This window comes from Streptomyces sp. NPDC001920 (genome assembly GCF_053594495.1).
In genome coordinates, this window is the sequence record NZ_JBSFEP010000001.1 from 360,626 (window position 1) to 385,469 (window position 24,844).

The window sequence follows — 24,844 nt, forward strand, 5'->3', positions numbered from 1 at the left end:
GGTGGGCGCGGACCACACGTCGAAGATCGTCGGGACGGTCTGGGGGCTGCTGGTCCTCAACACGCTCGGCTCGGCCGGGGCGAGGACCATCGTCCCGCTGCCCCGCTCCCTCATCCAGATGGTCGCCATGGGCGCGCTGGTCGCCGCGTTCGCACTGGCGCTCGCGGTCAATCTGCGGCTGCGTGTCCGAGCCGGCGCCTTCCTGTTCCTGCTCACCCTGCTGCTGGTCCCGAGCCTGATCTCCAGCGCGAGTCTGGAGTCCGGGTTCGGCGCGCTGTTCCGCTGCGCCCGGCTGGCTCTGTTCGTCAGCACGCTGTGGCTGCTCAGCCGCTGGTGGGACGGCAGTGCGACGTTCGTACGGCACCACATCCGGATGTACTTCGCGGTGCTCGGGTCGGTGGCCGCCGGGCTGGCCGTCTCACCGGGCGCGGCCATGCCCGAACTCTACGGCGGACGGCTGGTCGGAGCGTTGTGGCCGCTCACCCCGCCGCAGATCGGCCAGTACGCCGCCGTGATCACCGGGCTGACCGTGCTGCTCGTACTGGGCCGCCGGACCGACAGGGGCAGCGCGGCCGTGGTCATCGTGCCGTCACTCGCCCTGCTCGCGTTGACCCATACCCGCACGGCCACGCTCGGCCTGCTCATCGGGTTGACGCTGGCGATCGGCTCGCTCGTCCTGACCAGCGCCGCCGCCCGCCGGTTCTTCAGCTGGGCGGTGCTGTGCGCCGCCGTGGCCGCGGTGGGGTTCGCCTCCGCGCTCCAGGCGTGGTTCCTGCGCGGCCAGAGCAAGGAGAACTTCTCCAACCTCACCGGTCGGGCCAAGGTCTGGGACGCCCTGCTGGCAGCGCCCCGGACGACCTCGGAGCACCTGTTCGGCGTGGGCCTGGGCGACAAGTCCTTCGACGGGCTGCCGATCGACAACAGCTGGCTGGCCGTCTACCACGAGCAGGGTATGACCGGCGTCGCCCTGGTGGCGGCGTTCGTCGTCGTGCTGGGCGGCGTCGCGCTGCTTCGGCCGCCGTCGCTGTCGAGGGCGTGCGCGATCTTCCTGATCAGCTACTGCGCGATCGCGTCGTACACGGAGGCCGGGCTGGGCGACGCCTCGCCGTACCTGCTGCATCTGGCCGTGGCGGCCTCGCTGTTGGCGGCGCCCGCCGCGGCCGCTGCCCCTTCGGCGCCCGAAGTCCCGCCACGACACGTCCCGCGATGGGCCCGACGATCGGAGGTGGCCTGAGCATGCACGTCCTCGTGGTGCACAACCGCTACGCCTCGGCGCAGCCGAGCGGGGAGAACAAGGTCGTCGACCAGGAGGTGGCCCTGCTGCGCGGGGCCGGCCACCGGGTCGAGGTGTTCGAGCGGCGCAGCGACGACATCGCCGCCCGGTCCCTGCTCGGCAAGGTCGCGGTACCGCTGCTCGTGCCGTGGAACCCGGCGGTCCGCAGCGAACTCGCCGCCCGGCTGCGTTCCGACCGGCCGGACGTGGTGCACGTCCACAACGTCTTCCCGCTGCTGTCGCCCGCGGTCCTCGCCGCCTGCGCGGACGCCGGTGTGCCCGCCGTCGCCACGCTGCACAACTACACCCAGGTCTGCCCGCCGGGCACGCTGCAGCGGGACGGCCGGCCGTGCACCGAGTGCGTCGGCTCGGCGGCGCCGCTGCCCGCCGTGCGGCACGGCTGCTACCGCGGCTCCCGCCTCGCGACGGTGCCGCTCGCGGTCAGCATGTCGGTCAACCGGCAGCGGTGGTGGTCCGGCGTGCAGCGGTTCTTCTGCATCTCCGCGGCGCAGCGCGATGTCCTGGTGCGGTCCGGCATGCCGTCCGAGCGGCTGGTGGTGAAGCACAACTTCGTCCCCGACCCGGGCGACCGCCGGTCGGGCACCGGCGAGCACCTGCTCTACCTGGGCCGGCTCGCGGAGGCCAAGGGCGTGCGGCTGCTCATGGCCGCGTGGGACGAGATCGCCGCGGAGGGCGGCGTGGGCGTGCCGCTCGTGGTAGCCGGCGCGGGGCCACTGGAACGAGAGGTGACCGCCTGGGCGGCGGGCCGCGACGACGTCCGGTACGTCGGCCTGCTGGACCCCGCGCAGAGCCGGAAGGCGGTCGCGCGGTCGGTCGCCGTGGTGGCTCCCTCGACGTGGCTGGAGACGTTCGGCCTGGTGGTCGTGGAGGCGATGGCGGCCGGGGTCCCGACCGTCGCCGCCGGGCACGGCGCCTTCGTCGAACTCGTCGAGGACGGCGTGACCGGGCTGCTGCACCGGCCGGGCGAGTCCGCCTCGCTCGCGTCCTGCATACGCCGGATCACGGCCGAGCCGGCCCTGGGCCGGGAGATGGGCCGGGCGGCCCGGCGCCGGTACGAGCGGGGCTTCAGCCCGGCCGTCGGCCTGGAGCGCCTGGAGGAGGAGTACCGCACCGCGATCGCGGATCGGACGGAATCAATGGGGGGCAGTAAATGACACGATGCCGACTCTGCGGCTCGGCGGCGCTGGCGAGCGTCGTCGACCTCGGGGCGACGCCACCGTGCGAGAGTTTTCTCGCCGCGGACCAACTGGACCGGCCGGAACCGGCGTACCCGCTGCACCTGCGGGTCTGCACCGACTGCTGGCTCGCGCAGATCCCGCCGCTGATCACGCCGGAGGAGACGTTCCAGGAGTACGCGTACTTCTCGTCGTACTCGACCTCCTGGGTGGAGCACGCGCGGACGTTCGTCACGGACGCCGTGGAGCGCCTCGGTCTCGGCCCCGACGCCTTCGTGGTCGAGGTCGCGAGCAACGACGGGTACCTGCTGAGGCACGTGGTGGACCGCGGGATCCGCTGCCTGGGCATCGAGCCCTCGGTGAACGTCGGCGCGGCGGCGCGGGAGGCGGGTGTGCCCACGCTCACCAAGTTCCTGGACCCGGACACCGCGACCGCCGTCCGCGAGGAGCACGGACCGGCGAACCTGGTCGTGGCCAACAACGTGTACGCGCACATCCCGGACGTGATCGGGTTCACCCGGGGGCTGCGCGCCCTGGTCGCCGACGACGGCTGGGTCTCCGTAGAGGTGCAGCACCTGCTGACCCTGATCGAGGAGAACCAGTACGACACGATCTACCACGAGCACTTCCAGTACTACACGGTCGCCTCCGCTGCCCGGGCCCTGGCGAGTGGCGGACTCACGCTCGTGGACGTCGAGTCGCTGCCCACGCACGGCGGCTCGATACGGCTGTGGGCCCGACCGGCCGAGGTGGCGGGAGAGCCGACGCAGCGGGTGGCCGACGTGCTGGCCCGGGAGAAGGCCGCCGGGCTGCAGGAGCTGTCCGGGTACACCGAGTTCTCCGCCCGGGTGGCGAAGGTGCGCAGGGACCTGATCAAGTTCCTCGTCGAGGCTGCCGAACGCGGTGAGACGGTCGTCGGCTACGGCGCCCCCGGCAAGGGCAACACCCTGCTCAACCACTGCGGCATCCGGCCCGACCTGCTCCCGTACACGGTCGACCGCAACCCCTACAAGCACGGCAGGTTCACCCCGGGCACCCGCATCTCGATCCTGCCGCCCGAGCAGATAGCCGCCGACAAGCCGCACTACGTGCTCGTTCTCCCGTGGAACCTGCGGGCCGAGCTGGTCGAGCAGCTGTCGTTCGTGCACGAGTGGGGCGGCCGGCTGGTCTTTCCCATCCCGGAACTGAGCATCGTCGAGGTCGCGCCCCGAAAGGTCACAGCATGAAGGTCGTCCTGTTCTGCGGCGGTTACGGGATGCGGATGCGCAACGGGGCGTCCGACGACGTGCCCAAGCCGATGGCGATGGTCGGCCCCAGGCCGCTGATCTGGCACGTCATGCGCTACTACGCGCACTTCGGCCACACGGAGTTCATCCTGTGCCTCGGGTACGGGGCCCATCACATCAAGGACTTCTTCCTCAACTACGAGGAGACGACGTCCAACGACTTCGTGCTGCGGGGCGGGCGGACCGAGCTGCTGTCCACCGACATCTCGGACTGGACGATCACGTTCGCGCAGACCGGCGTCGAGTCGCCGATCGGAGAGCGGTTGCGCCGGGTGCGGCACCACCTGGACGGCGACGAGATGTTCCTCGCCAACTACGCCGACGTGCTCACCGACGCCCCGCTGCCGGAGATGATCGACCGGTTCGCCCGGCGCGACGCCGGGGCCTCGATGATGGTGGTGCCGCCGCAGTCCTCGTTCCACTGCGTCGAGCTGGGCGAGGACGGCCTGGTGGGCGGCATCACCGCGGTGAGCGAACTGCCGCTGTGGGAGAACGGCGGCTACTTCGTGCTCCGCCAGGAGGTCTTCGACCACATACCGGAGAACGGGGACCTGGTCGCCGACGGATGCGCCCAGCTGGCCAAGCGCGGCCGGCTGGTGGCGCACCGCCACCGCGGCTTCTGGAAGCCGACCGACACCGTGAAGGAACGGGCCGCGCTCGACGCCGCCTACGCACGGGGCGAGCGTCCATGGGCCGTGTGGGAGCGGGACAGCGCGGGGGTGAGCGGGTGATCAGGCTCGCAACCGGGCGGCCGGAGAGGATCGTCGCCGTCGGCGCGCACTGCGACGACATCGCCATCGGGGCCGGCGGCACGCTGCTGACGCTGTGCCTGGCGCGGCCGGGTGTCCGTGTCGACGCGCTGGTGCTCTCCGGCGGCGGCACCGAGCGCGAGCAGGAGGAGCAGGCCGCGCTCGCCGCCTTCTGCCCGGGCGCCGACCTGCGACTGACCGTGCACAAACTGCCGGACGGCCGGCTGCCCGCGCACTGGGAGGAGGCCAAGGCCGCGGTCGAGGAACTGCGCGCGCAGAGCGACCCGGACCTGATCCTCGCCCCGCGCACCGATGACGCGCACCAGGATCACCGTGGCCTGGCACAGCTGATACCCACCGCCTTCCGCGACCACCTCGTGCTCGGCTACGAGATCGTCAAGTGGGACGGCGATCTCGGCCGTCCGACGGCGTACCAGCCGCTGTCGCCGAAGACCGCCGAGGAGAAGGTACGGCTGCTGCAGGAGCACTACCCCTCGCAGCGCCACCGGCCCTGGTACGACCGGGAGGCCTTCCTCGGCCTTGCCCGGATCCGCGGCATCGAATGCCACGAGCGATACGCCGAGGCGTTCGCCGTCACCAAACTCACGCTCAACCTGGGGGGTTGAACCATGCGCGTACTTCTGACCGGACACCAGGGATACCTGGGCACCGTCATGGCCCCGGTCCTGGCCGCCGCCGGGCACGAGGTCGTCGGCCTCGACGCCGGCCTGTTCGCCGACTGCGTGCTGGGCCCCTCGCCCGCGGACCCGCGGGGGCACCGGGTGGACCTGCGTGACGTCACGGCCGAACACGTGGCCGGGGTCGATGCCGTGATCCACCTGGCCGCGCTCTCCAACGACCCGCTGGGATCGCTGGCGCCGGAGCTCACCTACGACATCAACCACCATGCCTCCGTACGCCTTGCCCGGCTGGCCCGCGACGCCGGGGTGGGGCGCTTCGTGTACGCGTCGACCTGCTCGGTCTACGGGGCCGCCGGCGGCGGTGACTCGGCGGACCTGGTGGGCGAGGACGCCCCGCTGCGCCCGGTGACGCCGTACGCGGAGTCCAAGGTGCGGGTGGAGGACGACCTGCACGCGCTGGCCGACGGCGACTTCAGCCCGGTGTTCATGCGCAACGCCACCGCCTTCGGCTTCTCACCCCGGCTGCGCGCCGACATCGTGCTGAACAACCTGGTGGGCCACGCGCTGCTGTCCGGTGAGGTCCTCGTGCTCTCCGACGGCACGCCCTGGCGCCCGCTGGTGCACGCCGCCGACATCGCACGGGCCTTCACGGCCGCGCTGAGCGCGCCTCGGGAAGCGGTGCACGGCCGGGCGTTCAACATCGGCAGCGAGACCAACAACGTCACGGTCGCCGAGATCGCCGAGCAGGTCGCCGAGGCGGTGCCCGGCTCGCGGGTGGTGATCACCGGGGAGACCGGCGCCGATCCGCGCTCGTACCGGGTGGACTTCTCCCGGTTCCGGGCCGCGGTGCCCGGCTTCGACTGCGAGTGGACGGTGAAGCAGGGCGCGCTCGAACTCGCCGACGCCTACCGTGCGCACGGGCTGACCCGGGAGGACTTCGAGCGGCGCTTCACCCGGCTGGCCGTGCTGCGTACGGCGGCCGACGCCGGCATCGTGGACGACACCCTGCGGTGGCGCCGGTGACCGCGGCCGGCGACCCGTCGAGGCCCGGCGAGGAGATGTACACGCTGGTGGAGCGGCTGTACCCGCTGTGCCGGAGCATCACGGGCGACGGTGTGCGCGCCACCCTGGACATCATCGGCGAGTACATCCCGCTCCAGGTGCGCGAGGTGCCGACCGGGACCCAGGTGCTCGACTGGACGGTGCCCCAGGAGTGGAACATCCGGGACGCGTACATCGCCGACAGCGCCGGCAACCGGGTCGTCGACTTCGCCGCGTCCAGCCTGCACGTGCTCGGCTACAGCGTGCCGGTGTCGCGGACCATGCCGCTGGCCGAACTCCGCGCGCACCTGCACACCCTGCCCGACCACCCCTCCTGGGTGCCGTACCGCACCAGCTACTACAAGCCGGAATGGGGGTTCTGCCTGGCCCAGGAGACCCTGGACGCGATGCCGGACGGCGACTACGAGGTGTGCGTCGACTCCACCCTCGCGGACGGCCACCTCACCTACGCCGAGCATGTGGTCCCCGGTCAGGTGCCGGACGAGGTGATCGTCTCCTGCCACGTCTGCCATCCGTCGCTGGCCAACGACAACCTGGCCGGCATCGCGGTGGCGACGTTCCTGGCCCGGGCTCTGGCGGAGCGGACGCCGCACTACACGTACCGGTTCCTGTTCGCGCCCGGCACCATCGGGGCGATCACCTGGCTGGCCCGCAACGCGGAGCGGGTCGACCGGGTCAGGCACGGCCTGGTACTGGCCTGCGCGGGCGACCCGGGCCGGCTGACGTACAAGCAGAGCAGGCGCGGTGACGCGGAGATCGACCGGGTGATGCGGCATGTGCTGGCCGCCTCCGAACGCCCGCACCGCGTCACGGAGTTCACCCCGTACGGCTACGACGAGCGGCAGTTCTGCTCGCCCGGGTTCGATCTCGGCGTGGGCTCGCTCAGCCGGACCCCGTACGCCGGCTACCCCGAGTACCACACCTCGGCGGACAACCTGGACTTCGTCTCCCCGGAGGCGATGGCGGACACCCTCGCGGTCTGCCGTGAGGCGTTCGCCGTCCTGGACCGCAACCGGCGGTACGTCAACCTCAGCCCGTACGGCGAACCACAGCTGGGACGGCGTGGGTTGTACGACGCGCTCGGCGGCCGCAGCGACACCAAGCAGGCCCAGATGGCCATGCTCTGGGTGCTCAGCCTGTCCGACGGCGAGCACAGTCTGCTGGACGTCGTCGAGCGGTCCGGGCTGCCGTTCGAGACCGTCGCCGCCGCGGCCGACGCCCTGCACGGCGCCGCGCTGATCAAGGCATGACGCCGATGACCACCAAGGGCGAGAGGACGACGAGGCCGGCCGGGTCGGCCCGGCGGGCCGTCGTCGGACGGCTGTCCTGGGGGCTGGCCGACCAGGCGGCCTCCAGCATGACCAACTTCGCGGTGGGGATCTACGTGGCACGCTCGCTCGGGCTGGCCGCGTTCGGCGTGTTCAGCCTGGCCTGGGTGACCTACGGCGTCGTCCTCAGCGTCTCCCGCGGGCTGGCCACCGACCCGCTCGTGGTGCGCTTCAGCGGTGTGCCGGACTGGTCCTGGCGCGGGGCGGTGGCCCGGTCGTCGGGTACCGCGCTCGGTGTCGGTGCGGCGGTCGGCGGGGCGTGTGCGGTGGTCGGCCTCGCTCTCGGCGGAGCCGTGGGACCCGCGTTCGTCTGCCTCGGCGTCATGCTGCCGGGGCTGCTGCTGCAGGACGCCTGGCGGTACTCGTTCTTCGCCGCCGGCGACGGCCGGAAGGCGTTCGTCAACGACCTCGTGTGGGGTCTCGCGCTCGTCCCGGCCATGGTGGTGGCGGCCCGCGTGGGCAGCGTGGCCGCGTTCGTGCTCGCCTGGGGCGCGTCCGCCGCGGTGGCCGCGGTGTACGGCTGCTTCCAGTCCGGGATCCGGCCCCGGTCGACCGGAGCGCGCGAGTGGGTGCGCGAGCACCGCGACCTGGGCTACCGGTACCTGGTCGAGAACACATCCGTCAGCGGCGCGAGCCAGCTCCGGGCGTACGGGCTCGGCGCGATCGTCGGGGTCAGCGCGGTGGGCGTCATCCGGGGCGCCGAACTCCTGCTGGGCCCCTTTCTCGCGGTCCTGATGGGTCTTTCGCTGGTCACCGTCGCGGAGGCGGCACGGGTGCTGCGGCGAGCCCCGCACCGGCTCGGCCGGTTCTGCCTCCTGCTGGGCGGCGCGCAGGCCGTCGCCGCGCTGTTGTGGGGCGCGGCGCTGCTGCTGGTGCCGGACCGGGCCGGTGAGCTCGTGCTCGGTGACGTCTGGCACGCCGCCTCCGAGCTCGTCGTGCCGGCCACCCTCGGTGTCGCGGGCGCCGGTCTCGGCACCGGAGCGGCGGCCGGGCTGCGCGCGCTCGGCGCGGCCCGGCGCAGCCTGCGCAGCCAGCTGTTCGCCTCCGCCTGCTACGTCACCGGCGGGCTCGGCGGGGCCGCCGCGGCCGGCACGGTCGGCTCGGCCTGGGGCGTCGCCGCCGCGACCGTCGGCGGCTCGGCCGTGTGGTGGCTGCACCTGCGGTCCGCCCTGCGCGAGCGCCACCACGATTCCATCCCCGAAGTGAGGACTCCATGACCGACCGTCCCCGGCTGAGCATCGGCCTGCCCGTCTACAACGGCGAGGAGTACCTCGCCGAGGCGCTCGACGCCCTGCTTGGCCAGACCTACGAGGACTTCGAGCTGGTCATCTCCGACAACGCCTCGACCGACGGGACCCAGGAGATCTGCCGCAAGTACGCCGCGCGGGACTCGCGCATCCGGTACATACGGCTGCTCCGGAACATCGGCGCCGCCCCCAACCACAACCACGTCTTCACCGAGTGCCGCGGCGAGCTGTTCAAGTGGGCCTCGCACGACGACCTTTACGCCCGGGACCTGCTGCGGCGCTGCGTGGAGGCACTGGACGAGCGGCCCGACGTGGTCCTCGCGCACTCCGGCCAGGCGGTCATCGACGGCGACGGCCAGGTGAAGGTCCCGTACGAGTACGGGCTCGCCACCGACTCCCCGCACGCGCCGGAGCGCTTCCGCAGTTTCCTGTTCGAGCCCGGTGGCGACGACTTCTACGGGGTGATGCGCGCCGACATGCTGCGCCGGGTGCGGCCGCACGACAGCTATCACCACGCGGACCGCACGTTCGTCGCCCAGATCGTCCTCCAGGGTCCCTTCCATCAGGTGCCGGAGCTGCTGTACTTCCGCCGCGACCACCCCACGCGCGCCGAGCGTGCGAACCCGGGCAAGCGTGCCCGGTGCGTCAATCTGGACCCGCGCCGGGCGGGCCCGCTGCACCCGACGCCGCGGCTGCTCGCCGAGTACGTCCTGGGCTTCGTCTCGGCGATCCGGCGGGCGCCGTTGTCCGCGGCCGACCGGCGCGCCTGCTACCGCCACCTGGGCGAGTGGATGACGAGCCGGGTCCGGCCGGGCGCCGGCGAGCGGGTCGAGGACCGCGCCCCCGTCGACCCGGCCAAGCTCGCCGTCAGCGTCGACGACCTCGTCGCGGGACGCGAGGGGCGGCGGACATGAGACCTGCCGTACGCGTCGGGCTGTTCGGCCTGCTCGGCTCCGGCAACCTCGGCAACGACGGGTCGCTGGAGGCCGTGCTCGGCTACCTGCGCGCCGAGCACCCGGAGGCGGTCGTGGACGCGCTGTGCGGCGGGCCCGAGGTCGTCACGGCCCGGTACGGGATCCCCGCGACCCGGCTGCACTGGTACCGCGGGGAGTACCGCACCGCGTCGCGTGCGGGCGCGATCGCGGCGAAGGGGCTGGGCAAACTCGTCGACGTCGCCCGCACCGCGGCCTGGGTGCGCCGGCACGACGTGGTGATCGTGCCCGGCATGGGCGTCCTGGAGGCCACGCTGCCGCTGCGGCCGTGGGGCTTCCCGTACTCGCTGTTCCTGCTGTGCGCGACCGGCCGGCTGTTCGGCACCCGGGTCGCACTGGTCGGTGTGGGCGCCGCCCCGATAGGCAACCGGCCGACCCGGGCGCTGGTGCGCTGGTCCGCCCGGCTGGCCGCGTACCGGTCCTACCGTGACGACCGATCCCGCGACGCCATGCGGGAGATGGGCGTCGACGCCGCGCACGACGGGGTCTACCCGGACCTGGCGTTCGCCCTGCCGGCGCCGGAGGCGAGCGCGCCCCCGGACGGCTCGCCGGGCCTGGTCTGCGTCGGTGTCATGGACTTCCACGGCGGCAACGACGACCGCGCGCTGGCCGAGGGGATCCACCGGCGCTACCTCGACGGGACCACCCGGTTCGTCCGCGCGCTGGTGGAGGACGGCAGGCCGGTCCGGCTGCTCACCGGGGACGAGTGCGACGCGCCGGTGGTCGCCGCCATCCTCGACGCGGTGGACTCGCCGCTGGTCACCGCGGCCGAGGCGGCCTCGCTGGCCGATCTGATGAGGGAGGCGGCGGCTGCCGACACCGTGGTGGCGACCCGGTACCACAACCTGGTCTGCGCGCTGAAGGCCGGAACGCCGACCCTCGCACTCAGCTACGCGGCGAAGAGCGAGGCGCTCATGGACCGGATGGGCCTCGGCCCGTACTGCCATCCGGCCCGCGAGGTGGACGCCGACCGGCTGTTGGAGCAGTTCCGGGCGCTGGAGAAGCGATCGGCGGAGCTGCGGCGGACCCTCGCCGAGCGGAACCTGGTCGCCGCCGCACAACTGGGGGAGCAGTTCACCGAGTTGACCGCTGCGCTGCTCCGCGCGCCCGACCACACCCGAGCCCGAGCCCACGCCCACCGCCGTCCCCGGCAGGAGACTCCATGAAAGCGACCGAAGTCCCGCAGATCGCGGGCGCGTTCCTCTTCGAGCCGACGCCGCACGCCGACGAACGCGGCTTCTTCTGCCGCACCTTCGACGCCGACGTGGTCCGCTCGGTGGGCCTGGACCCGGACGCCTTCGTCCAGGACAGTCTGTCCCGCTCGGTCCGGGGCGTGCTGCGCGGCCTGCACCTGCGGTCCGGCGCAGGCGAGGCCAAGCTGGTGCGGTGCTCGTACGGGAGGATCTTCGACGTGGTGGTGGACCTGAGGCCGACCTCACCGACGTACCGGAATCGGGCCTTCTTCGAACTGTCCGGCGAGACACAGGCGACCCTGTACATCCCGGCGGGATGCGCGCACGGCTTCCAGGCGCTGACCGGGACCGCCGACACCTCGTACCGCATCGACCGCCCGCACGACCCGGCCGAGGACGTGACGATCGCCTTCGACGACCCGGAGCTCGCGATCCCCTGGCCGCTGCCGGTCACCTCGATGTCCCAGCGGGACCGGGAGGCGCCGAGCCTCGCCGAGGTCCTCAAGCAGCAGGAAGGATGAAGTCGGCGTGGAAGAGCTCCTCCTCCCCCGGTCGCAGGCGGCGAACGAACGGCTGCACGCCATGGTCCCCGGCGGCGCGCACACCTACGCCAAGGGCGACGACCAGTACCCCGAGAACCTCGCCCCGGTCATCAGCCACGGCCACGGCGCCCATGTGTGGGACGTCGACGGCAACCGCTATGTCGAGTACGGCTCCGGCCTGCGGTCGGTCAGCCTCGGCCATGCCCACCCGCGCGTGACCGAGGCGGTGCGGCGGGAACTCGACCGCGGCAGCAACTTCGTCCGGCCGTCCGTCGTGGAGGTCGAGGCCGCGGAACGCTTCCTGGCCACGGTGCCGACCGCCGAGATGGTGAAGTTCGCGAAGAACGGCTCCGACGCCACCACCGCCGCGGTGCGTCTCGCCCGCGCCGCCACCGGGCGCCCGCGGGTGGCCCTCTGCGCCGACCATCCGTTCTTCTCCGTCGACGACTGGTTCATCGGCACCACACCGATGTCCGCCGGCATCCCGGAGTCGACCACCGAACTCACCGTGGCGTTCCCCTACGGGGACCTGGCGGCCACCCAGGAGCTGCTCTCCCGCTACCAGGACGAGGTCGCCTGCCTGATCCTCGAACCCGCCACCCACACCGAGCCGCCGCCCGGGTACCTCGCCGGCCTGCGCGAACTGGCCGACCGGCACGGCTGCGTTCTCGTCTTCGACGAGATGATCACCGGCTTCCGCTGGTCCGAGGCGGGCGCCCAGGGCCTGTACGGCGTCGTCCCCGACCTCTCCACCTTCGGCAAGGCGCTGGGCAACGGGTTCGCCGTCTCCGCGCTGGCCGGACGCCGCGAGCTGATGGAGCGGGGCGGGCTGCGTCACTCCGGCGACCGGGTGTTCCTGCTGTCCACGACGCACGGTGCGGAGACCCACTCCCTGGCCGCCGCGATGGCCGTGCAGAGGACCTTCACGGAGGAGGGCGTGACCGCGCAACTGCACGCCATCGGCGAGCGGTTGGCCGCCGGGGTCCGCGAGGCCGCGGCCGGCATGGGCGTCGGCGACCACCTCGTCGTCCGGGGCCGGGCCAGCAACCTGGTCTTCGCCACCCTCGACGAGAACCTGCGGCCGTCGCAGCGGTACCGCACGCTCTTCCTGCGCCGGCTTCTCGCGGGCGGGGTGCTCGCCCCGTCGTTCGTGGTGAGCAGCGCGCTCAGCGACGCCGACATCGACCACACCGTCGAGGTGGTGGCCCAGGCGTGTGCGGTGTACCGGAAGGCACTGGACGCCGCCGACCCCACCCCCTGGACGGGCGGGCGACCGGTGAAGCCCGTGTTCCGCCGCTCGGCATGACGTGGCTTCAGCGCAGCTCCTGCCGACCGGCGTCGGCCGTCCGATCGGCCGGCCGGTCGGCGGCCCGGTCGGCGGTCCGGTCGACCAGCCACGCGGTCACCGGTACCACCGCCAGCGCGGTGCACCAGCCCCCCAGGACGTCGGTCGGGTAGTGCGCGCCCAGGGCGACCTGCGCCCACCCCATGGCGGCGCCGGCGGCCAGTGCCGCGGTGAGCACCACCAGCGTGCCGGCCGTCCTGCCGAGGCCGGACCGGCCGGCCGCGAGCAGCGCCACCACGACGGCGAGCGCGGTGAGGAAGGCGGTGTGCCCGCTCGGGTAGGACAGGTTGCCGTCGCCGTGGATGGTGCGCCCCACCAAGGGCTTGAGCACCTTCGTCGCAGCCACGGCCAGGCCGGCACCGGCAACGGCGAGGACCGCCGCGCGCGGGTGCCGAAGCCGCAGGCAGCCGGTCACGGTGACCACGACCAGCGTCGCCGCTCCCACCGGCTCCCCCAGGATGTCGACGGCCAGAGCGACGTACCGCCACGGCGGCCCCACACTGTCCGCGGTCGGCCGGATGATCCACCTGTCCACCCTGCCGGACTCGTTGTGGCCGGAGTACAGCACGCCGAACACGACGACCACCAGCGCGCCGAGGGCCGCGATCAGACCGAGCCATGCGCGCAGCGGCGGGTGCAGCACCGGGGGAGCCGGCCGGCGGGCCATGCCGCCGAACACGTGCGCCGCCCGCCGCACACCGTCGCGGACCATCCCGCGGATGCGACCCACCTCCGCTCCCCCCCCCACAGATCGGACACGCTCGTTCGCAGCATCCGTGATTCGCCGCGCTCCGCTCATGATGAGCCATGGGGAGCGCTGCCACGGCCCTTCAGCTCGTGTCCGTGCCCCTGGCTCTGACGGTGATCCGCGCGTAGTCGTACCCGCCGGGCTCGGGCGAAGGGTTGTACGTGACCGTGAACGTTCGCCGTACGTCGCCGAAGCGGTCGGCGTACGTCACCTCGGCCGGGCCGGTGCGCTGCGGCTCGGCGGTGATGCCGTACGTACGGAGGAAGTCCTCGACGCCGGAGTCCTGGCTGTCGCCCACCTCGTACCGGAGTACGGCGGTGCCGTCCTCCTCCACCTCGGCGTGGGTCGGTATGTAGTAGCGCCCCGCGGGTTGATGCTGCTCATGGTGCATGCCCGCCTTGCGCTCCACCGCCTCTCGCGGACCGTCACCGGCCGGCGTGAGCAGCGCGACGGCCGCCCAGGCGAGCGCACCGAGCGCCCACACCGCGCACAGGGCGAGGAACCACACCGGCCGGCTGCGCCGGCGCTGCCTCGTGGGGCCCGTACGCCCGGACCCTGGCCTCCCGGCCACCTCGCGACGATCGGCGGCTCGCGGGGCCACCGCGCAAAGTGGCCTGTCGCCCCGCGAGCCGTTCCCCATGTGAGCTCCTCAGGCCGTGCCGGTCCGTCGGCCTGCCATAGCGATGATCAGCGCTCCGAGCGCACAGCCGACACCGGCTGCGAGATAGGCGAGATGGTAGCCGGTGAGCTGGTCGTCGCCGGTCGCCGCGATCAGCACCATGACCGCCACCCCGATACTGGCGCCGATCTGCTGTGCCACCACGTTCACCGCCCCGGCGACCGCGTGCCGTTCGGGCTCGACGCCGGTGAGCGCGGCGGACGTCATCGCGGGGAAGTTCAGTCCCTGACCGATACCGCTGATCACCATGCCGGGCAGCACATGCAACAGATAGTCGCCGTCGGGCGGTGTACTCATCCACAGCGCTGTTCCGCCACCGATCAGGACGAGCCCGACGGTCATCAGCATGCGCGGCGTGTACTTGGTGAGCAGGCGTCCGGTGACGAAGTTGGCGGTCAGGAACACGCCCGCCGACATCGGCACCAGCGCGAGACCGGACTCGAACGGAGAGTAGTCCAGCATCCCCTGCAGATACAGCGGCGCGAAGAACAGCATCCCGACCGAGGCCATGTACTGGAGGAACGCCGCGAGGCTCGCGGTGCGTACCGATGTGACCCGGAAGAGGTCGAGAGGCAGCACCGGATCCGTGGTGCGGTGCTCGCGGACGACGAAGAGCAGCAGGAACACCACTGCCAGGCCGAGTGAGGACCAGGCCAGCGTGCCGCCGGTGCTCGCGCCGACGACCAGCAGGGTGAGGCCGGCCGTGCCGGAGACCGCACCGGGCAGGTCCAACTGGCCGCCGCGTCCGGCCCCGCCGGGCAACCCGGCGCGTGTCGCGGCCAGCACGGCCACTCCCACCAGGACCGAGAACCACAGCACCGACCGCCAGCCGAGGAACTGGGTCAGTACACCGCCCAGCAGCACCCCGCCGCTGAAGCTCGCCGCACCGACGGCCGCGTACACACCGAGTGCCTTGTTGCGCGCCGGACCGGGCTCGAACACCTCGGTCAGCAGGGCCAGTGCCGCCGGACCGGACAAGGCCGCACCGATGCCCTGGACCGCCCGCGCGCCGAGCAGCACCCCGATGTCCGGGGCGACGGCCCCGACCAACGCGGCCACCGTGAACAGGGCGATACCGAACTCGAACACGCGTCGTCGACCGAGGACATCGGCCAGCCGACCACCCACCAGCAGGAAGCCGGCGAACGTCACGGCGTAGGCGATCATGACCCACTGGAGCGTGGTGTCGTCCAGGTCGAACCGTGCTCCGACCGACGGCAGGGCGGCGTTGAGCACGCCGAGGCCACTGACATCCAGCGCGAGCGCCCCGGCCAGTACCACAAGTGCCAGTCCGGGCTTGTGTCGTGGCGTCACTTCGGTACTGGTCATGCGGGCACCCCGGGAAGACCGCCGTCGACCGACCGACGCTCGCCCGGGCGTTCCCGGGTGCCGCTGCGGGAGGACGGCGGGCCGACCGTGCCACCGTCATGTTTCCGGCCGACCGACGCCCGCAGGAGGTGTCCTGCGAGCCATAATTGGGTGAACACTTCACCCCCTGCCGGCATATCGGGTAACGCGGGCACAAGACGGTGTGGGGGGTATTCGGATAAGGCGGCGCCGGCATCCGCGAAATGGCCATGCCGTGTCGAGTTGCTTTCCAGGCGCTCAATGCCCGACGCCGGGGCGAGGGGAACAGACCGTGGGGGCTCGTGGTACATGATCTTCATACCGAGTACTCTTGCAGTGTCACTCGCCCGCTGTCCAGACCGCCCATACTCAGTTGCGCCGAAGCGCGTTTCCCCTATTCTGAACAAGAGTTGACAGGCCGTCATGAAACTGCGCCAGGCATTCCCTGCCAACGGTCATTCCCTGCTCCTCGAATCGAGTCCGGGAAGTCCCGCGAGTTTTCGGACAGTCTGGCCGACGCACAGTCTTTGACGGTCTTTCGGCATTCCGGATGATCCCGGCCCATTCCTGAACGATCCCAGACCCGCGGACATCGGCATGCGGGAGACCGAATCCGGCATGGTCGTACGTGCCCCTCATCTGACGCACCCGACGCACCCGACGCACCCGACACCGTGACAAGGAGAGCCGATCGCATGCAGGCTGTCGACCCCGACCAGTGGATCCGCCGCTTCCACCCGGCGGGCCCGGCGCCCGCCCGACTCGTCTGCCTGCCGCACGCCGGTGGTGCGGCAAGCTATTACATGCCCGTGTCGAAGGCCCTCTCGCCAGACGTCGAAGTGCTCGCGATCCAGTATCCGGGGCGGCAGGAACGCCTGCCGGAACGGCGCCGGGAGACGGTCGCCGAGCTGGCCGACGAGGTCACCGAGGTGATCCGGCCGCTGACGGACCAACCGCTGTACCTGTTCGGCCACAGTCTCGGCGCGACCGTGGGCTTCGAGGTCGCACGGCGCCTGGAAGCGGCCGGCACCAAGATCGAGCACCTGTTCGTGTCATCGCGGCGAGCCCCCGCCCTCAACCGCAATGAGCACCTCCACGAGCGTGGCGACCGGGAACTCGTCGCGCACATACGGTCGTTGGCCGGCACCGCGGCCGACGTCTTCGACGACCCCGAGATGACCGCGATGGTGCTCCCCGCGATCCGCAGTGACTACAAGGCCGCGGAGACGTACGTGTACGCGCCGGGGCCGAAACTGACCTGCCCGATCACGGCGTTGATCGGCGACGCGGATCCGATGGTGTCGGCCGAGGAAGCCACCGCCTGGAGCGAGTACACCGACGGCGCCTTCCAGTTGCGGATCTGGCCGGGCGGGCACTTCTACCTGGACAGGCACGCCACGGACGTCATCGCGAGGATCTCGGCCGAGATGCCGGCGCGCACACGGCAGGGCCGGCCGGCCGTGTGAAGTCGCCCGGCACGCTGCGAAACCGCAAGGGCGAGCGCGCCGGCCGGGAACGCGTCGGGCCGCCCCGGCCGGGGCGGCGGGCCGGCCGGGCGCGGACGCGTGTCAGGCCGGTACCAACCGGACGGGCAGGGTGTCGAACTTGCGCATCGTCTGGCTCCGGGCCCGCACCGGTTCTCCGGCCGCTTCGAAACGGCGGACGCGCGCGGCGAGCGCCGTGAGGAACTCGATGGTCTCCAGGCGGGCCACAGGCGCTCCGAGACAGAGATGGATGGAGGCGCCGAGCGCCAGGTGCGCCTTGGCGTCAGCTCGGGTGACGTCGAACCGGTCGGGCCGCTCGAAGCGCCGTGGGTCCCGGTTCGCAGAGCCCAGCATGACGCAGATGTCGGCGTCAGCGGGAATGTGTACGTCGCCGATGACCGCCGGGGCCACCGTACGGCGGTAGAAGGCGCGGAAGGGCGAGTCCCACCGCATGAGCTCCTCCACCGCGTTGGGTATCAGCGCGGGATCGGACCGGATGCGGTCCCACTCGTCCGGGAAGCGGCAGAAGGCGTGCACCGCGTTGCCCAACAGGCTGCTGGACGAGTCGATGCCCGCGAGCCAGATCGAGTCCAGTGTCATCAGCCGTTCGGGGCCGTCCGCCTCCAGCCCGCCCTCGTGCCCGCCCGTCTCCATGAGGGCCCGGGCCATGCAGTGCGGGGGCAGCGCCTCCATGCCTTGCGTGCTCAGCCATTCCAGGGACCGCGCCGCGAGTTCCGCGTGCCGCGGCTCCAGATCCGGCGCCGCGAGCTGACCGACCGCGTCGGCCCACGCGGCGATCGTCTCGGCGCTCGGGGGGACGATTCCGGTCAGCAGCCGGATCGTCAGGTCGGGCAGCGGCCGGGCCAGCGCGGCAACCGCGTCGACCTCCCCGGCGTCGACGGCCGCCTCCACGAGTTCCTCGGCCACGGCATGCACGCCGGGCCGGAGTTCCGCCATCTCGGCTCGTCTGAACCATCCCTGCACGGCCCGGCGAATCCGTGTGTGGTCGGGTGGATCCGTGTCGACGAGGGGGTAGCGGTAGCCGTGGTCGGGCACCCGTGTGTAGCCCACGCCGAGTCCCGAGATGAACTCCCGGTAGTTCCGCAGGACGGCGGACGCCTCCTCGTAGCGGGGAACCAGCCAGAGATCCCGGTCGGGAAGGTACGTCGCGGGGCCCGCGTCGCGCAGGGACGCGTACACGGGGTGAGGGTCCCGCAGGACGTCTGGGTGGAAGGGGTCCAGGCCCTGGACGTGCGCATGGACGGTCGGGCTGGTCATCCGGCTCCTTGAGGGCACACTGACGGAAGAGAACGTGTTCTCGGCACACATGCATGGCAGAAGGAGGTCGGAGTCCTCAGGGCACTGCGACCTCGGCCCGCCGAAGTGCCAGGTCCTGCCGGAAGGCGTCGCTGAAAGTGCCCTCCACGATCCTGCGTACGCCACCGCGCAGCGCGACGTCACCGGCGGCGCCGACGGTCACCTCGAGGCGGCCCCCCGGCATCCTGACGTCCATCTCGGAGTCCGCGTCGCCGAGGCGGTGCACGGCGAGGGCGGCGGCGCAGGCTCCCGCTCCGGAGGCCGGTGTGTATCCCGCCGCGCGCTCCCACATCTCGGCGGCGAGGGTGCGGCGGTCGAGGACGGTCACGAACTCCACGTTCACTCGGTCGGGGAAGCGGGGGTGGCCGCCGATGAGCGGGCCCCACCGCTCGGCCAGGTCCCGCGTGGCCTCCGGCACCACGACCACGCAGTGCGGCGACCCCACGGTGACGAGGCTGACGTCGAAGGTGCGGTCGCCCACGGGCAGCGGCTGGACGGGCTGCACGGCCGCCGGTCCGAGCGACGCCTCGACCAGCCCGCGTGCGAGGTCCAGCACCCGGACCTCGACCGTGCCGGACACCGTGCGCAGGCTGAACCGGTCGTGGCCGACGTGACCGCGCTCGCGCAGGAAGTGGGCGAAGATCCGCAGCCCGTTCCCGCTGCCGGGACATTCGCTGCCGTCCGCGTTGAACACCCGCAGACCAGGTCGGCCCTCGGCGTCGAGCGGTCCGAACATCACCCCGTCGGCGCCCACTCCCCGGCGCCGGTCACTGACCCGCCGGGCCACCTCGCCGTCCGCGGCGAGCGAGGACTTGGTGGTGTCGATCACGACGTAGTCGTTTCCCAGAGCTTCGTACTTGAAGAACTCGGCCATCATCTCCACCCGTTCACGCTGCTAGGGTCTGTCGTTTGGATCAGGTCGGCTGAGAGAAACGTCGCCTCTCGGCCCACCCGAGCGGGGTCTGGTGCGTGTAGCTGCAAGGCGGAGGAGGGCGCCGACGCGGAGCGTCGGCAACCGACGACAACGCGGCAGATGCGCGTGCCAGACCCCGCGACGCCGACATGATCCAAACGACAGGCCCTAGGTGCCCGGACAGTGCGGGCGGCCGGGTCCGGCCGACGACCAGGTCGGACCGGACCGCGCCCAGTTCGGTGCCGGTCAGTCGACGAGCACGTTCACCAGCCTTCCGGGGACCACGATGACGCGCTTGACGGTGCGTCCCTTCGCGGCCTCCTGGACCACCGGCAGGTTCTTCGCCGCTTCCTCGATCTGCTCGACCGATGCCTCGGCGGGCACGGTCAGCTCGGTGCGGCCCTTGGCGTTGACCTTGACCACGAGGGTCACGGTCTCGGTGCGCAGCAGTTCCTCGTCGGCGGTGGGCCAGGGGTCCTGCCAGACGTACTTCCCGGTCAGCCGCCAGTAGACGTCGCTTGCGATGTGCGGGGCGAACGGCTGGAGCAGGGAGGCGAGGGTGCTGACGGCCTCACGGGCCACGTCGGTCGACACACCGTCCTGCAGCGCGCGGCTGCACTCGTTGGACAGCGACATCAACGCGGCGATCGCCGTGTTGAAGGCGTAACGGCCGGACATGTCCTCGGTGACCTTGGTGATGGCCCAGGCCGTCTTGCGCCGCAGCGCCAGGTCGCGCTCGGGGTCCGCGGCGGCACCGATCACCTCGCCCTCGGCGGCCTCGATCGTCTCGGTGTACCGCCAGACCCGCTTGAAGAAGCGGTAGACGCCTTCGAGACCCTCGTCCGACCAGTCGCCGCCGGCCTCGGGCGGCGCCATGAAGAGGATGTACGCACGCGCGGTGTCCGCGCCGTACTTCTCCACGATGGTCCGCGGCGAGACCACATTGCCCTTGGACTTGGACATCTTGGCGCCATCACGCGTGATCATGCCCTGGGTGAAGAGCGTGCCGAACGGCTCCTGCACCGGCAGCAGGTCCAGGTCGGCGAGGGCCTTGCAGAGGAAGCGGGAGTAGAGCAGGTGCAGGATGGCGTGCTCCACGCCGCCGATGTACTGGTTGACCGGCATCCACGCCTGGACGGCCTCCTGGCTCCACGGCGCCTGGTCGTTGCGGGCGTCGCAGTAGCGCAGGTAGTACCAGGAGGAGTCGACGAAGGTGTCCATGGTGTCGGTCTCCCGGCGCGCCGGACCACCGCAGTCCGGGCACTGGGTGCGCACCCAGTCCTCCGCGGCGGCCAGCGGCGACTTGCCCTTGGGGGCGAAGTCCTCGATGTCCGGCAGTTCCACCGGGAGTTGCTCCTCCGGCACGGGCACGATGCCGCAGCCGTCGCAGTAGACGACGGGGATCGGGCAGCCCCAGTAGCGCTGCCGTGACACCAGCCAGTCCCGCAGCTTGTAGCTGACGACCGACTCGCCCTGTCCGTTCTCGGCCAGCGCGGCGACGATCCGCGTCGCCGCCTCGTCGCTCGGCAGACCGTCGAACGCACCGGAGTTGACCGCCACTCCCCTGCCGGTGAAGGGCAGTTCGGTCTCCTCGCCGTCGGGCCGGCCGATGACCGGGACGATGGGCAGACCGAGCGCCTCGGCCAGGCCGAAGTCCCGCTCGTCGTGCGCCGGGACACCCATCACGGCACCGCTGCCGTACTCCATGAGCACGTAGTCGGCGACGACCACGGGGATCTTCTCGCCGGTGAACGGGTGCACCATGTGCACTCCGCTGAGGACACCGGTCTTGGGCCGCTGCTCGTTGCCCCGGTCGCTGTGGCCGGCGCGCCGGGCGGCGTTCACGTACTCCCGTACGGCGTCGGCCTGTGAGTCGGCGACGAACCGCTCCAGCTCCGGGTGTTCGGGCGACAGGGCGATGAAGCTGACGCCGAAGACCGTGTCGGGGCGCGTGGTGAAGACCTTGATCTCACCTTCCGACTCGGCCTCCCGGAAGACGACTTCGGCACCGGCCGACCGTCCGATCCAGGTGCGCTGCATGGTCTTCACGTGCTCCGGCCAGTCCAGGCCGCCCAGGTCTCCCAGCAGGCGCTCCGCGTAGTCGGTGATGCGGAAGAACCACTGCTCCAGCTGCTTGAGTTCGACGGGCGTGCCACACCGCTCGCAACCGCCGTCCACCACCTGCTCGTTGGCGAGCACCGTGGCGTCCGTCGGACACCAGTTGACCGCCGACTGCTTGCGGTAGGCGAGGCCCGCCTTCAGCAGCTGAAGGAAGATCCACTGGGTCCAGCGGTAGTACGACGGCTCGTGCGTACTGACCTCGCGGGTCCAGTCGATCGACACGCCCCACTGCTTGAACTGCTCCCGGAACGAGGCGAGGGACGCCTCGGTCGAGACCCGGGGGTGCTGGCCGGTACGGATGGCATGGTTCTCGGCCGGCAGGCCGAAGGCGTCGTAGCCCATGGGATGCAGGACGTAGTACCCCTGGCGCCGAAGAAAGTGCGCCACCGCGTCGCCCACGGAGTAATTCTTGAGATGACCGACGTGCGGCTCTCCGCTGGTGTAAGGAAGCATCTCCAGCACATAGGCGGACTTACCGCCGGGTGCCGGGGAATTCGACACCTCCCAGGTCCGCTGCTCGTTCCACACGCCCTGCCAGTGGGCTTCGACGCGGCGCGGGTCGTACTGGTTTGGCGCAATCTTTTCGGTCATCGGTTTCCTTGGCTATGCAGCTCTCGACCGGCTAAATGAGCGGCAAGTGTACTGTACGGCTAACGTGCGGCAGTTCGGTCACGGATACCTCGCTCACACCCCCGCTTTCGCTGCTTGCAGGGCGCGTGGCAGCCGGATGCTGCCGTGATAGATCGCCAGCAACATGGTGTCGGAGGGTGTTTCGGCGAGCGCCGAACTGTCCAGTTCCAACTCGTCGCCCACCGTGCTGCCTTCCGGGGAATCCGCAGGTGGCAGATGGCCGGCTGCGGCCAGTACGCGGCGCACCCCGTCCGGCAGCGGCACCGTGGTGCGCACCGCTTCCCCGCGCACGGCGCAGGCCAGGCTCTGAGCGATCGCGGTCTGGACGTCGACCATGGCGTCGAACTCCTCGCGGGGGACCATGACCGGTTCCGGCAGCCCGGCGTACAGGTACTCCGCCGCTTCCCGTACCACCTGCGCCATGCCGCCGGTGTGCGCCAGCATGCGGACGATGGCTTGATAGTGCAGGTGCTCCGGGATGGAACCCGCGGCCACGAACCGGCCGATGAGCGCGGAGTCCAGCGCCGAGGGGTCGAGCAGCGACGCCCGGTGGTTCCGGGTGAGTTCGCGGATCTCCGGGATGCGGCATTCCTCGTGGAGATAGCGGACCAGACGGCTGTACAGGTCGACCACGCGCAGCCCGGAACGCGTGTGCAGGTGGTACAGGACGCTGCGCAGCAGACAGCCGTGGAACACCGCCCCGGCCAGCCGGATCTCCAGGCCGTGCTGCCACTCCCGCTGTGTCATCCGGCTGTGCTCGATGACGAACTCGGCTTCCATCTCTGGATTCGAGACCTGATAGGGCAGCCGCTTGGTGACCAGGCCGTGCTCACCGCGGAACCGCTCGGTCGAGTACTCGGTGTTGTTGAGGAGCAGCAGCGGATACACCACGGGGTGTCCGCCGGCTTCGATCACCTCTTCCACACTGGCCAGATGAGAATCCAGGGACTCTCCGGGAAGACCCCAGATCAGCTCGGTGTAGGTGGGAATTCCCTGGTTCTGGAAGGATTCCTGCAGCGTCCGGTAGTAGGAGGTCTTGATGTTCGACCGTCTTGCTATCTCCAATACCTCCGGGGTGAACGACTGCGCCGACAGCGTCACCGCGGATATCAGCCGGTGCGAGTACAGGATCCGGGCCGCCTCCATGACACGCTTGTTGGTGTTCTTGGCCCAGTTCGTGTAGAGGAACATCCGCTTCTCGTGCCGCTGGAGCTCCTCGACCAGCCATTCCGCTATCTCCACGTCCCGCGGCAGAATTCCGAAGTTGGCGTCCGCGAGGAAGAGGGTCGCGTTCTCGGGGGCGTGGGCGACGACGTGGCTGATCTCCTTCTTGACGCGCTCCAGCGGGAAGGGCCTCACCTTGGACTTCGTGGCCCCGCCCCAGTAGCAGAACGCGCAGGAGTACGGACATCCGCGGTTCGTCTCCAGGATGATGGTGCGGGAGGCCGCGAGGTCCTCCTCCGCGTACACCCCGCTGAGCAGCGGGGACGGGATGAGGCTGAGATCGCTGATGCGGTCCGCGGGAGCGGTGGTGACCACGCGGTCCCCTTCGCGGTAGCTGATTCCCCGCAGGTCCGCCAGGGGCCGGCCGGTTCCGGCCAGGGAGGACAGCACCGTGGTGAAGGTCAGCTCGCCCTCACCGTGTACCAGGACGTCCACCGCCGGTTCACGGAAGACGGACTCGGTCTGATAGCTGACATCGTTTCCGCCGAGCACGACCGTGCACCGCGGCCAGCGCCGTTTGACCTCCCGTGCGACGAGCATCACGCCGGCGCGGTTCCAGAAGTACACGCTGAGCGCGACCACGTCGGGCCGCTCCAGCCTCTCCACCCACTCCGGGAGGCGCCCCATGAGATCGGGGGACTGGAACAGGACGTGCTTGTGGAACCGGTACGCGCCGGCCACCTGCGGATCGGCCTGCGCGGATGCCTGGAGGGAGCCCAGGATCAGGCTGTAGCGGACATCGGGCATCGCCGTGATCTCGATCAGATGGCACAGCCGCCGACCTGGTGCCGATGCTCGGGGCGGGCGGGTCGCGTCCGGCAGGGGCCGGCCGCCGAGATGGTCGTGTTCAGCCCTCACTGATGGCCCGCTCCTCGAAATCGTCGCCGTACCACTTGTCGGCCCACGGCACCCAGGTGGCGATGAGCGTGTCCCGGTGGCCCTGCTCCTCGACCGGCTCGATCTGCGACACGTCGTGCCACATGTCCCGGTCGGCCAGCAGCGCGGCCTGACCGGCCTGCAGCGTGCCCCGGTAGAACGGCTCTCCCCCGCCGTGCGGCATGAGCGTCATCTCGCCGCCGGTGATGCCGTGCCGGCCGAAGACACCGATCAGCACGTAGTCCCGGCCGTCGGAGTGCGGTCCCTCCGGGACGATCGTGCCGGAGGTGTCCGGGCGGGTCACGATCCGGAACTGGTGGACGTTCACCTGCCAGTCCTGGCCGGTGTCGAGCGGAACGGCCGTGGCGCCGGCCCGGATGTGCGGCGTGAAGTCCGCGACGATCGGCTCGTAGTGGCGGCGGATGCCGCCGGCCACCGGGTTGAACTTGGAGAACGTCACATAGGGACGCAGCGGCAGCCGCTCGAACTCCCACTGCCCGTCGTGCCGGTACATGCGGAACTGGGCGAAGCGGCGGTAGCGGTTGTCCCCCATGTACTCGTCGAACTTCAGGTCGTCGAAGGACTCCAGGAGCTCCGGGGTGGCCTCTGGTAGGTCGATGATGTCGAATCCCAGCTCGTTCAGCGCCATGG

General features: G+C 71.2%; 21 protein-coding genes. 13 read left to right on the forward strand and 8 right to left on the reverse strand.

Going from position 1 to position 24,844, the window contains the following annotated elements; genetic code table 11:
* The first annotated feature begins 1 nt into the window (after position 1).
* The 12 genes from ACWCPI_RS01475 to ACWCPI_RS01530 are packed head-to-tail and all read left to right on the forward strand — an operon-like array spanning position 2 to position 12,815.
* On the forward strand, positions 2–1,234 hold the full coding sequence (locus ACWCPI_RS01475) for an O-antigen ligase domain-containing protein (RefSeq protein WP_451036161.1): 1,233 nt from the start codon (positions 2–4) through the stop codon (positions 1,232–1,234).
* A 2-nt stretch (positions 1,235–1,236) separates the two neighbouring features.
* Positions 1,237–2,448, forward strand: coding sequence for a glycosyltransferase (locus tag ACWCPI_RS01480; RefSeq protein ID WP_451036162.1), 1,212 nt, complete (start codon positions 1,237–1,239; stop codon positions 2,446–2,448).
* Positions 2,445–3,695, forward strand: coding sequence for a class I SAM-dependent methyltransferase (locus ACWCPI_RS01485; protein WP_451036163.1), 1,251 nt, complete (start codon positions 2,445–2,447; stop codon positions 3,693–3,695). Before ACWCPI_RS01480 ends, ACWCPI_RS01485 begins: the two co-directional genes overlap by 4 nt.
* Positions 3,692–4,486, forward strand: coding sequence for a glucose-1-phosphate cytidylyltransferase (locus ACWCPI_RS01490; protein ID WP_451036164.1), 795 nt, complete (start codon positions 3,692–3,694; stop codon positions 4,484–4,486). Before ACWCPI_RS01485 ends, ACWCPI_RS01490 begins: the two co-directional genes overlap by 4 nt.
* Positions 4,483–5,130 carry a PIG-L deacetylase family protein gene (locus ACWCPI_RS01495; protein ID WP_451036165.1) on the forward strand — a complete coding sequence of 216 codons (648 nt, stop codon included), beginning with the start codon at positions 4,483–4,485 and terminating at the stop codon, positions 5,128–5,130. Before ACWCPI_RS01490 ends, ACWCPI_RS01495 begins: the two co-directional genes overlap by 4 nt.
* A gap of 3 nt (positions 5,131–5,133) precedes the next feature.
* Positions 5,134–6,168: an NAD-dependent epimerase/dehydratase family protein gene (locus ACWCPI_RS01500; protein ID WP_451036166.1), complete on the forward strand. Its 1,035-nt coding sequence runs from the start codon at positions 5,134–5,136 to the stop codon at positions 6,166–6,168.
* Positions 6,156–7,457: a DUF4910 domain-containing protein gene (locus ACWCPI_RS01505; RefSeq protein ID WP_451036167.1), complete on the forward strand. Its 1,302-nt coding sequence runs from the start codon at positions 6,156–6,158 to the stop codon at positions 7,455–7,457. Before ACWCPI_RS01500 ends, ACWCPI_RS01505 begins: the two co-directional genes overlap by 13 nt.
* Positions 7,454–8,752, forward strand: coding sequence for a hypothetical protein (locus ACWCPI_RS01510; RefSeq protein WP_451036168.1), 1,299 nt, complete (start codon positions 7,454–7,456; stop codon positions 8,750–8,752). The genes ACWCPI_RS01505 and ACWCPI_RS01510 overlap by 4 nt, the downstream gene beginning before the upstream one ends.
* The gene (locus ACWCPI_RS01515; RefSeq protein ID WP_451036169.1) at positions 8,749–9,696 is read left to right on the forward strand and encodes a glycosyltransferase family 2 protein; all 948 of its coding nucleotides are present in this window, start codon (positions 8,749–8,751) and stop codon (positions 9,694–9,696) included. Before ACWCPI_RS01510 ends, ACWCPI_RS01515 begins: the two co-directional genes overlap by 4 nt.
* A complete protein-coding gene (locus ACWCPI_RS01520) occupies positions 9,693–10,940 on the forward strand; it encodes a polysaccharide pyruvyl transferase family protein (protein WP_451036170.1) in 1,248 nt (415 codons plus the stop codon). Before ACWCPI_RS01515 ends, ACWCPI_RS01520 begins: the two co-directional genes overlap by 4 nt.
* On the forward strand, positions 10,937–11,488 hold the full coding sequence (locus ACWCPI_RS01525; protein ID WP_451036171.1) for a dTDP-4-dehydrorhamnose 3,5-epimerase family protein: 552 nt from the start codon (positions 10,937–10,939) through the stop codon (positions 11,486–11,488). The genes ACWCPI_RS01520 and ACWCPI_RS01525 overlap by 4 nt, the downstream gene beginning before the upstream one ends.
* Positions 11,489–11,495: 7 nt before the next feature.
* On the forward strand, positions 11,496–12,815 hold the full coding sequence (locus tag ACWCPI_RS01530; protein WP_451036172.1) for a glutamate-1-semialdehyde 2,1-aminomutase: 1,320 nt from the start codon (positions 11,496–11,498) through the stop codon (positions 12,813–12,815).
* A 7-nt stretch (positions 12,816–12,822) separates the two neighbouring features.
* Here ACWCPI_RS01530 and ACWCPI_RS01535 read toward each other — a convergent pair whose 3' ends face one another.
* The 3 genes from ACWCPI_RS01535 to ACWCPI_RS01545 all read right to left on the reverse strand — a co-directional run bounded on the left by ACWCPI_RS01535 (position 12,823) and on the right by ACWCPI_RS01545 (position 15,610).
* The gene (locus tag ACWCPI_RS01535; RefSeq protein ID WP_451036353.1) at positions 12,823–13,521 is read right to left on the reverse strand and encodes a phosphatase PAP2 family protein; all 699 of its coding nucleotides are present in this window, start codon (positions 13,519–13,521) and stop codon (positions 12,823–12,825) included.
* Between the two features lie 163 nt (positions 13,522–13,684).
* A complete protein-coding gene (locus ACWCPI_RS01540) occupies positions 13,685–14,173 on the reverse strand; it encodes a hypothetical protein (RefSeq protein WP_451036173.1) in 489 nt (162 codons plus the stop codon).
* A gap of 78 nt (positions 14,174–14,251) precedes the next feature.
* On the reverse strand, positions 14,252–15,610 hold the full coding sequence (locus ACWCPI_RS01545; protein ID WP_451036174.1) for an MFS transporter: 1,359 nt from the start codon (positions 15,608–15,610) through the stop codon (positions 14,252–14,254).
* A 713-nt stretch (positions 15,611–16,323) separates the two neighbouring features.
* Between ACWCPI_RS01545 and ACWCPI_RS01550 the strand changes: the two genes are divergently transcribed.
* The gene (locus ACWCPI_RS01550; protein WP_451036175.1) at positions 16,324–17,094 is read left to right on the forward strand and encodes a thioesterase II family protein; all 771 of its coding nucleotides are present in this window, start codon (positions 16,324–16,326) and stop codon (positions 17,092–17,094) included.
* Between the two features lie 102 nt (positions 17,095–17,196).
* On the opposite strand, the gene ACWCPI_RS01555 is transcribed toward ACWCPI_RS01550, so the two are convergent.
* The 5 genes from ACWCPI_RS01555 to ACWCPI_RS01575 form a co-directional block, all read right to left on the reverse strand.
* Positions 17,197–18,390: a cytochrome P450 gene (locus ACWCPI_RS01555; protein WP_451036176.1), complete on the reverse strand. Its 1,194-nt coding sequence runs from the start codon at positions 18,388–18,390 to the stop codon at positions 17,197–17,199.
* Positions 18,391–18,466: 76 nt separating this feature from the next.
* Entirely contained in the window at positions 18,467–19,306 is an 840-nt protein-coding gene (gene dapF / locus ACWCPI_RS01560; RefSeq protein ID WP_451036354.1) for a diaminopimelate epimerase, read from the reverse strand.
* 282 nt (positions 19,307–19,588) lie between these two features.
* Positions 19,589–22,054, reverse strand: a complete 2,466-nt coding sequence (gene leuS / locus ACWCPI_RS01565; protein WP_451036177.1) for a leucine--tRNA ligase — start codon at positions 22,052–22,054, stop codon at positions 19,589–19,591.
* Positions 22,055–22,147: 93 nt separating this feature from the next.
* Positions 22,148–24,175, reverse strand: coding sequence for a radical SAM protein (locus ACWCPI_RS01570; protein ID WP_451036178.1), 2,028 nt, complete (start codon positions 24,173–24,175; stop codon positions 22,148–22,150).
* On the reverse strand, positions 24,165–24,842 hold the full coding sequence (locus tag ACWCPI_RS01575) for a 2OG-Fe dioxygenase family protein (protein WP_451036179.1): 678 nt from the start codon (positions 24,840–24,842) through the stop codon (positions 24,165–24,167). The genes ACWCPI_RS01570 and ACWCPI_RS01575 overlap by 11 nt, the downstream gene beginning before the upstream one ends.
* Between the last annotated feature and the right edge of the window lie 2 nt (positions 24,843–24,844).

Excerpts from the sequence above, each read along its gene's own strand:
- ACWCPI_RS01485 (WP_451036163.1), top strand. The coding sequence starts at position 2,445 with ATGACACGATGCCGACTCTGCGGCTCGGCGGCGCTGGCGAGCGTCGTC.
- ACWCPI_RS01520 (WP_451036170.1), top strand. The coding sequence starts at position 9,693 with ATGAGACCTGCCGTACGCGTCGGGCTGTTCGGCCTGCTCGGCTCCGGC.
- ACWCPI_RS01550 (WP_451036175.1), top strand. The coding sequence starts at position 16,324 with ATGCAGGCTGTCGACCCCGACCAGTGGATCCGCCGCTTCCACCCGGCG.
- ACWCPI_RS01575 (WP_451036179.1), bottom strand. The coding sequence starts at position 24,842 with ATGGCGCTGAACGAGCTGGGATTCGACATCATCGACCTACCAGAGGCC.
- ACWCPI_RS01535 (WP_451036353.1), bottom strand. The coding sequence starts at position 13,521 with ATGGCCCGCCGGCCGGCTCCCCCGGTGCTGCACCCGCCGCTGCGCGCA.
- dapF (WP_451036354.1), bottom strand. The coding sequence starts at position 19,306 with ATGATGGCCGAGTTCTTCAAGTACGAAGCTCTGGGAAACGACTACGTC.
- ACWCPI_RS01525 (WP_451036171.1), top strand. The coding sequence starts at position 10,937 with ATGAAAGCGACCGAAGTCCCGCAGATCGCGGGCGCGTTCCTCTTCGAG.
- ACWCPI_RS01555 (WP_451036176.1), bottom strand. The coding sequence starts at position 18,390 with ATGACCAGCCCGACCGTCCATGCGCACGTCCAGGGCCTGGACCCCTTC.
- ACWCPI_RS01480 (WP_451036162.1), top strand. The coding sequence starts at position 1,237 with ATGCACGTCCTCGTGGTGCACAACCGCTACGCCTCGGCGCAGCCGAGC.
- leuS (WP_451036177.1), bottom strand. The coding sequence starts at position 22,054 with ATGACCGAAAAGATTGCGCCAAACCAGTACGACCCGCGCCGCGTCGAA.
- ACWCPI_RS01545 (WP_451036174.1), bottom strand. The coding sequence starts at position 15,610 with ATGACCAGTACCGAAGTGACGCCACGACACAAGCCCGGACTGGCACTT.
- ACWCPI_RS01500 (WP_451036166.1), top strand. The coding sequence starts at position 5,134 with ATGCGCGTACTTCTGACCGGACACCAGGGATACCTGGGCACCGTCATG.
- ACWCPI_RS01510 (WP_451036168.1), top strand. The coding sequence starts at position 7,454 with ATGACGCCGATGACCACCAAGGGCGAGAGGACGACGAGGCCGGCCGGG.
- ACWCPI_RS01515 (WP_451036169.1), top strand. The coding sequence starts at position 8,749 with ATGACCGACCGTCCCCGGCTGAGCATCGGCCTGCCCGTCTACAACGGC.
- ACWCPI_RS01490 (WP_451036164.1), top strand. The coding sequence starts at position 3,692 with ATGAAGGTCGTCCTGTTCTGCGGCGGTTACGGGATGCGGATGCGCAAC.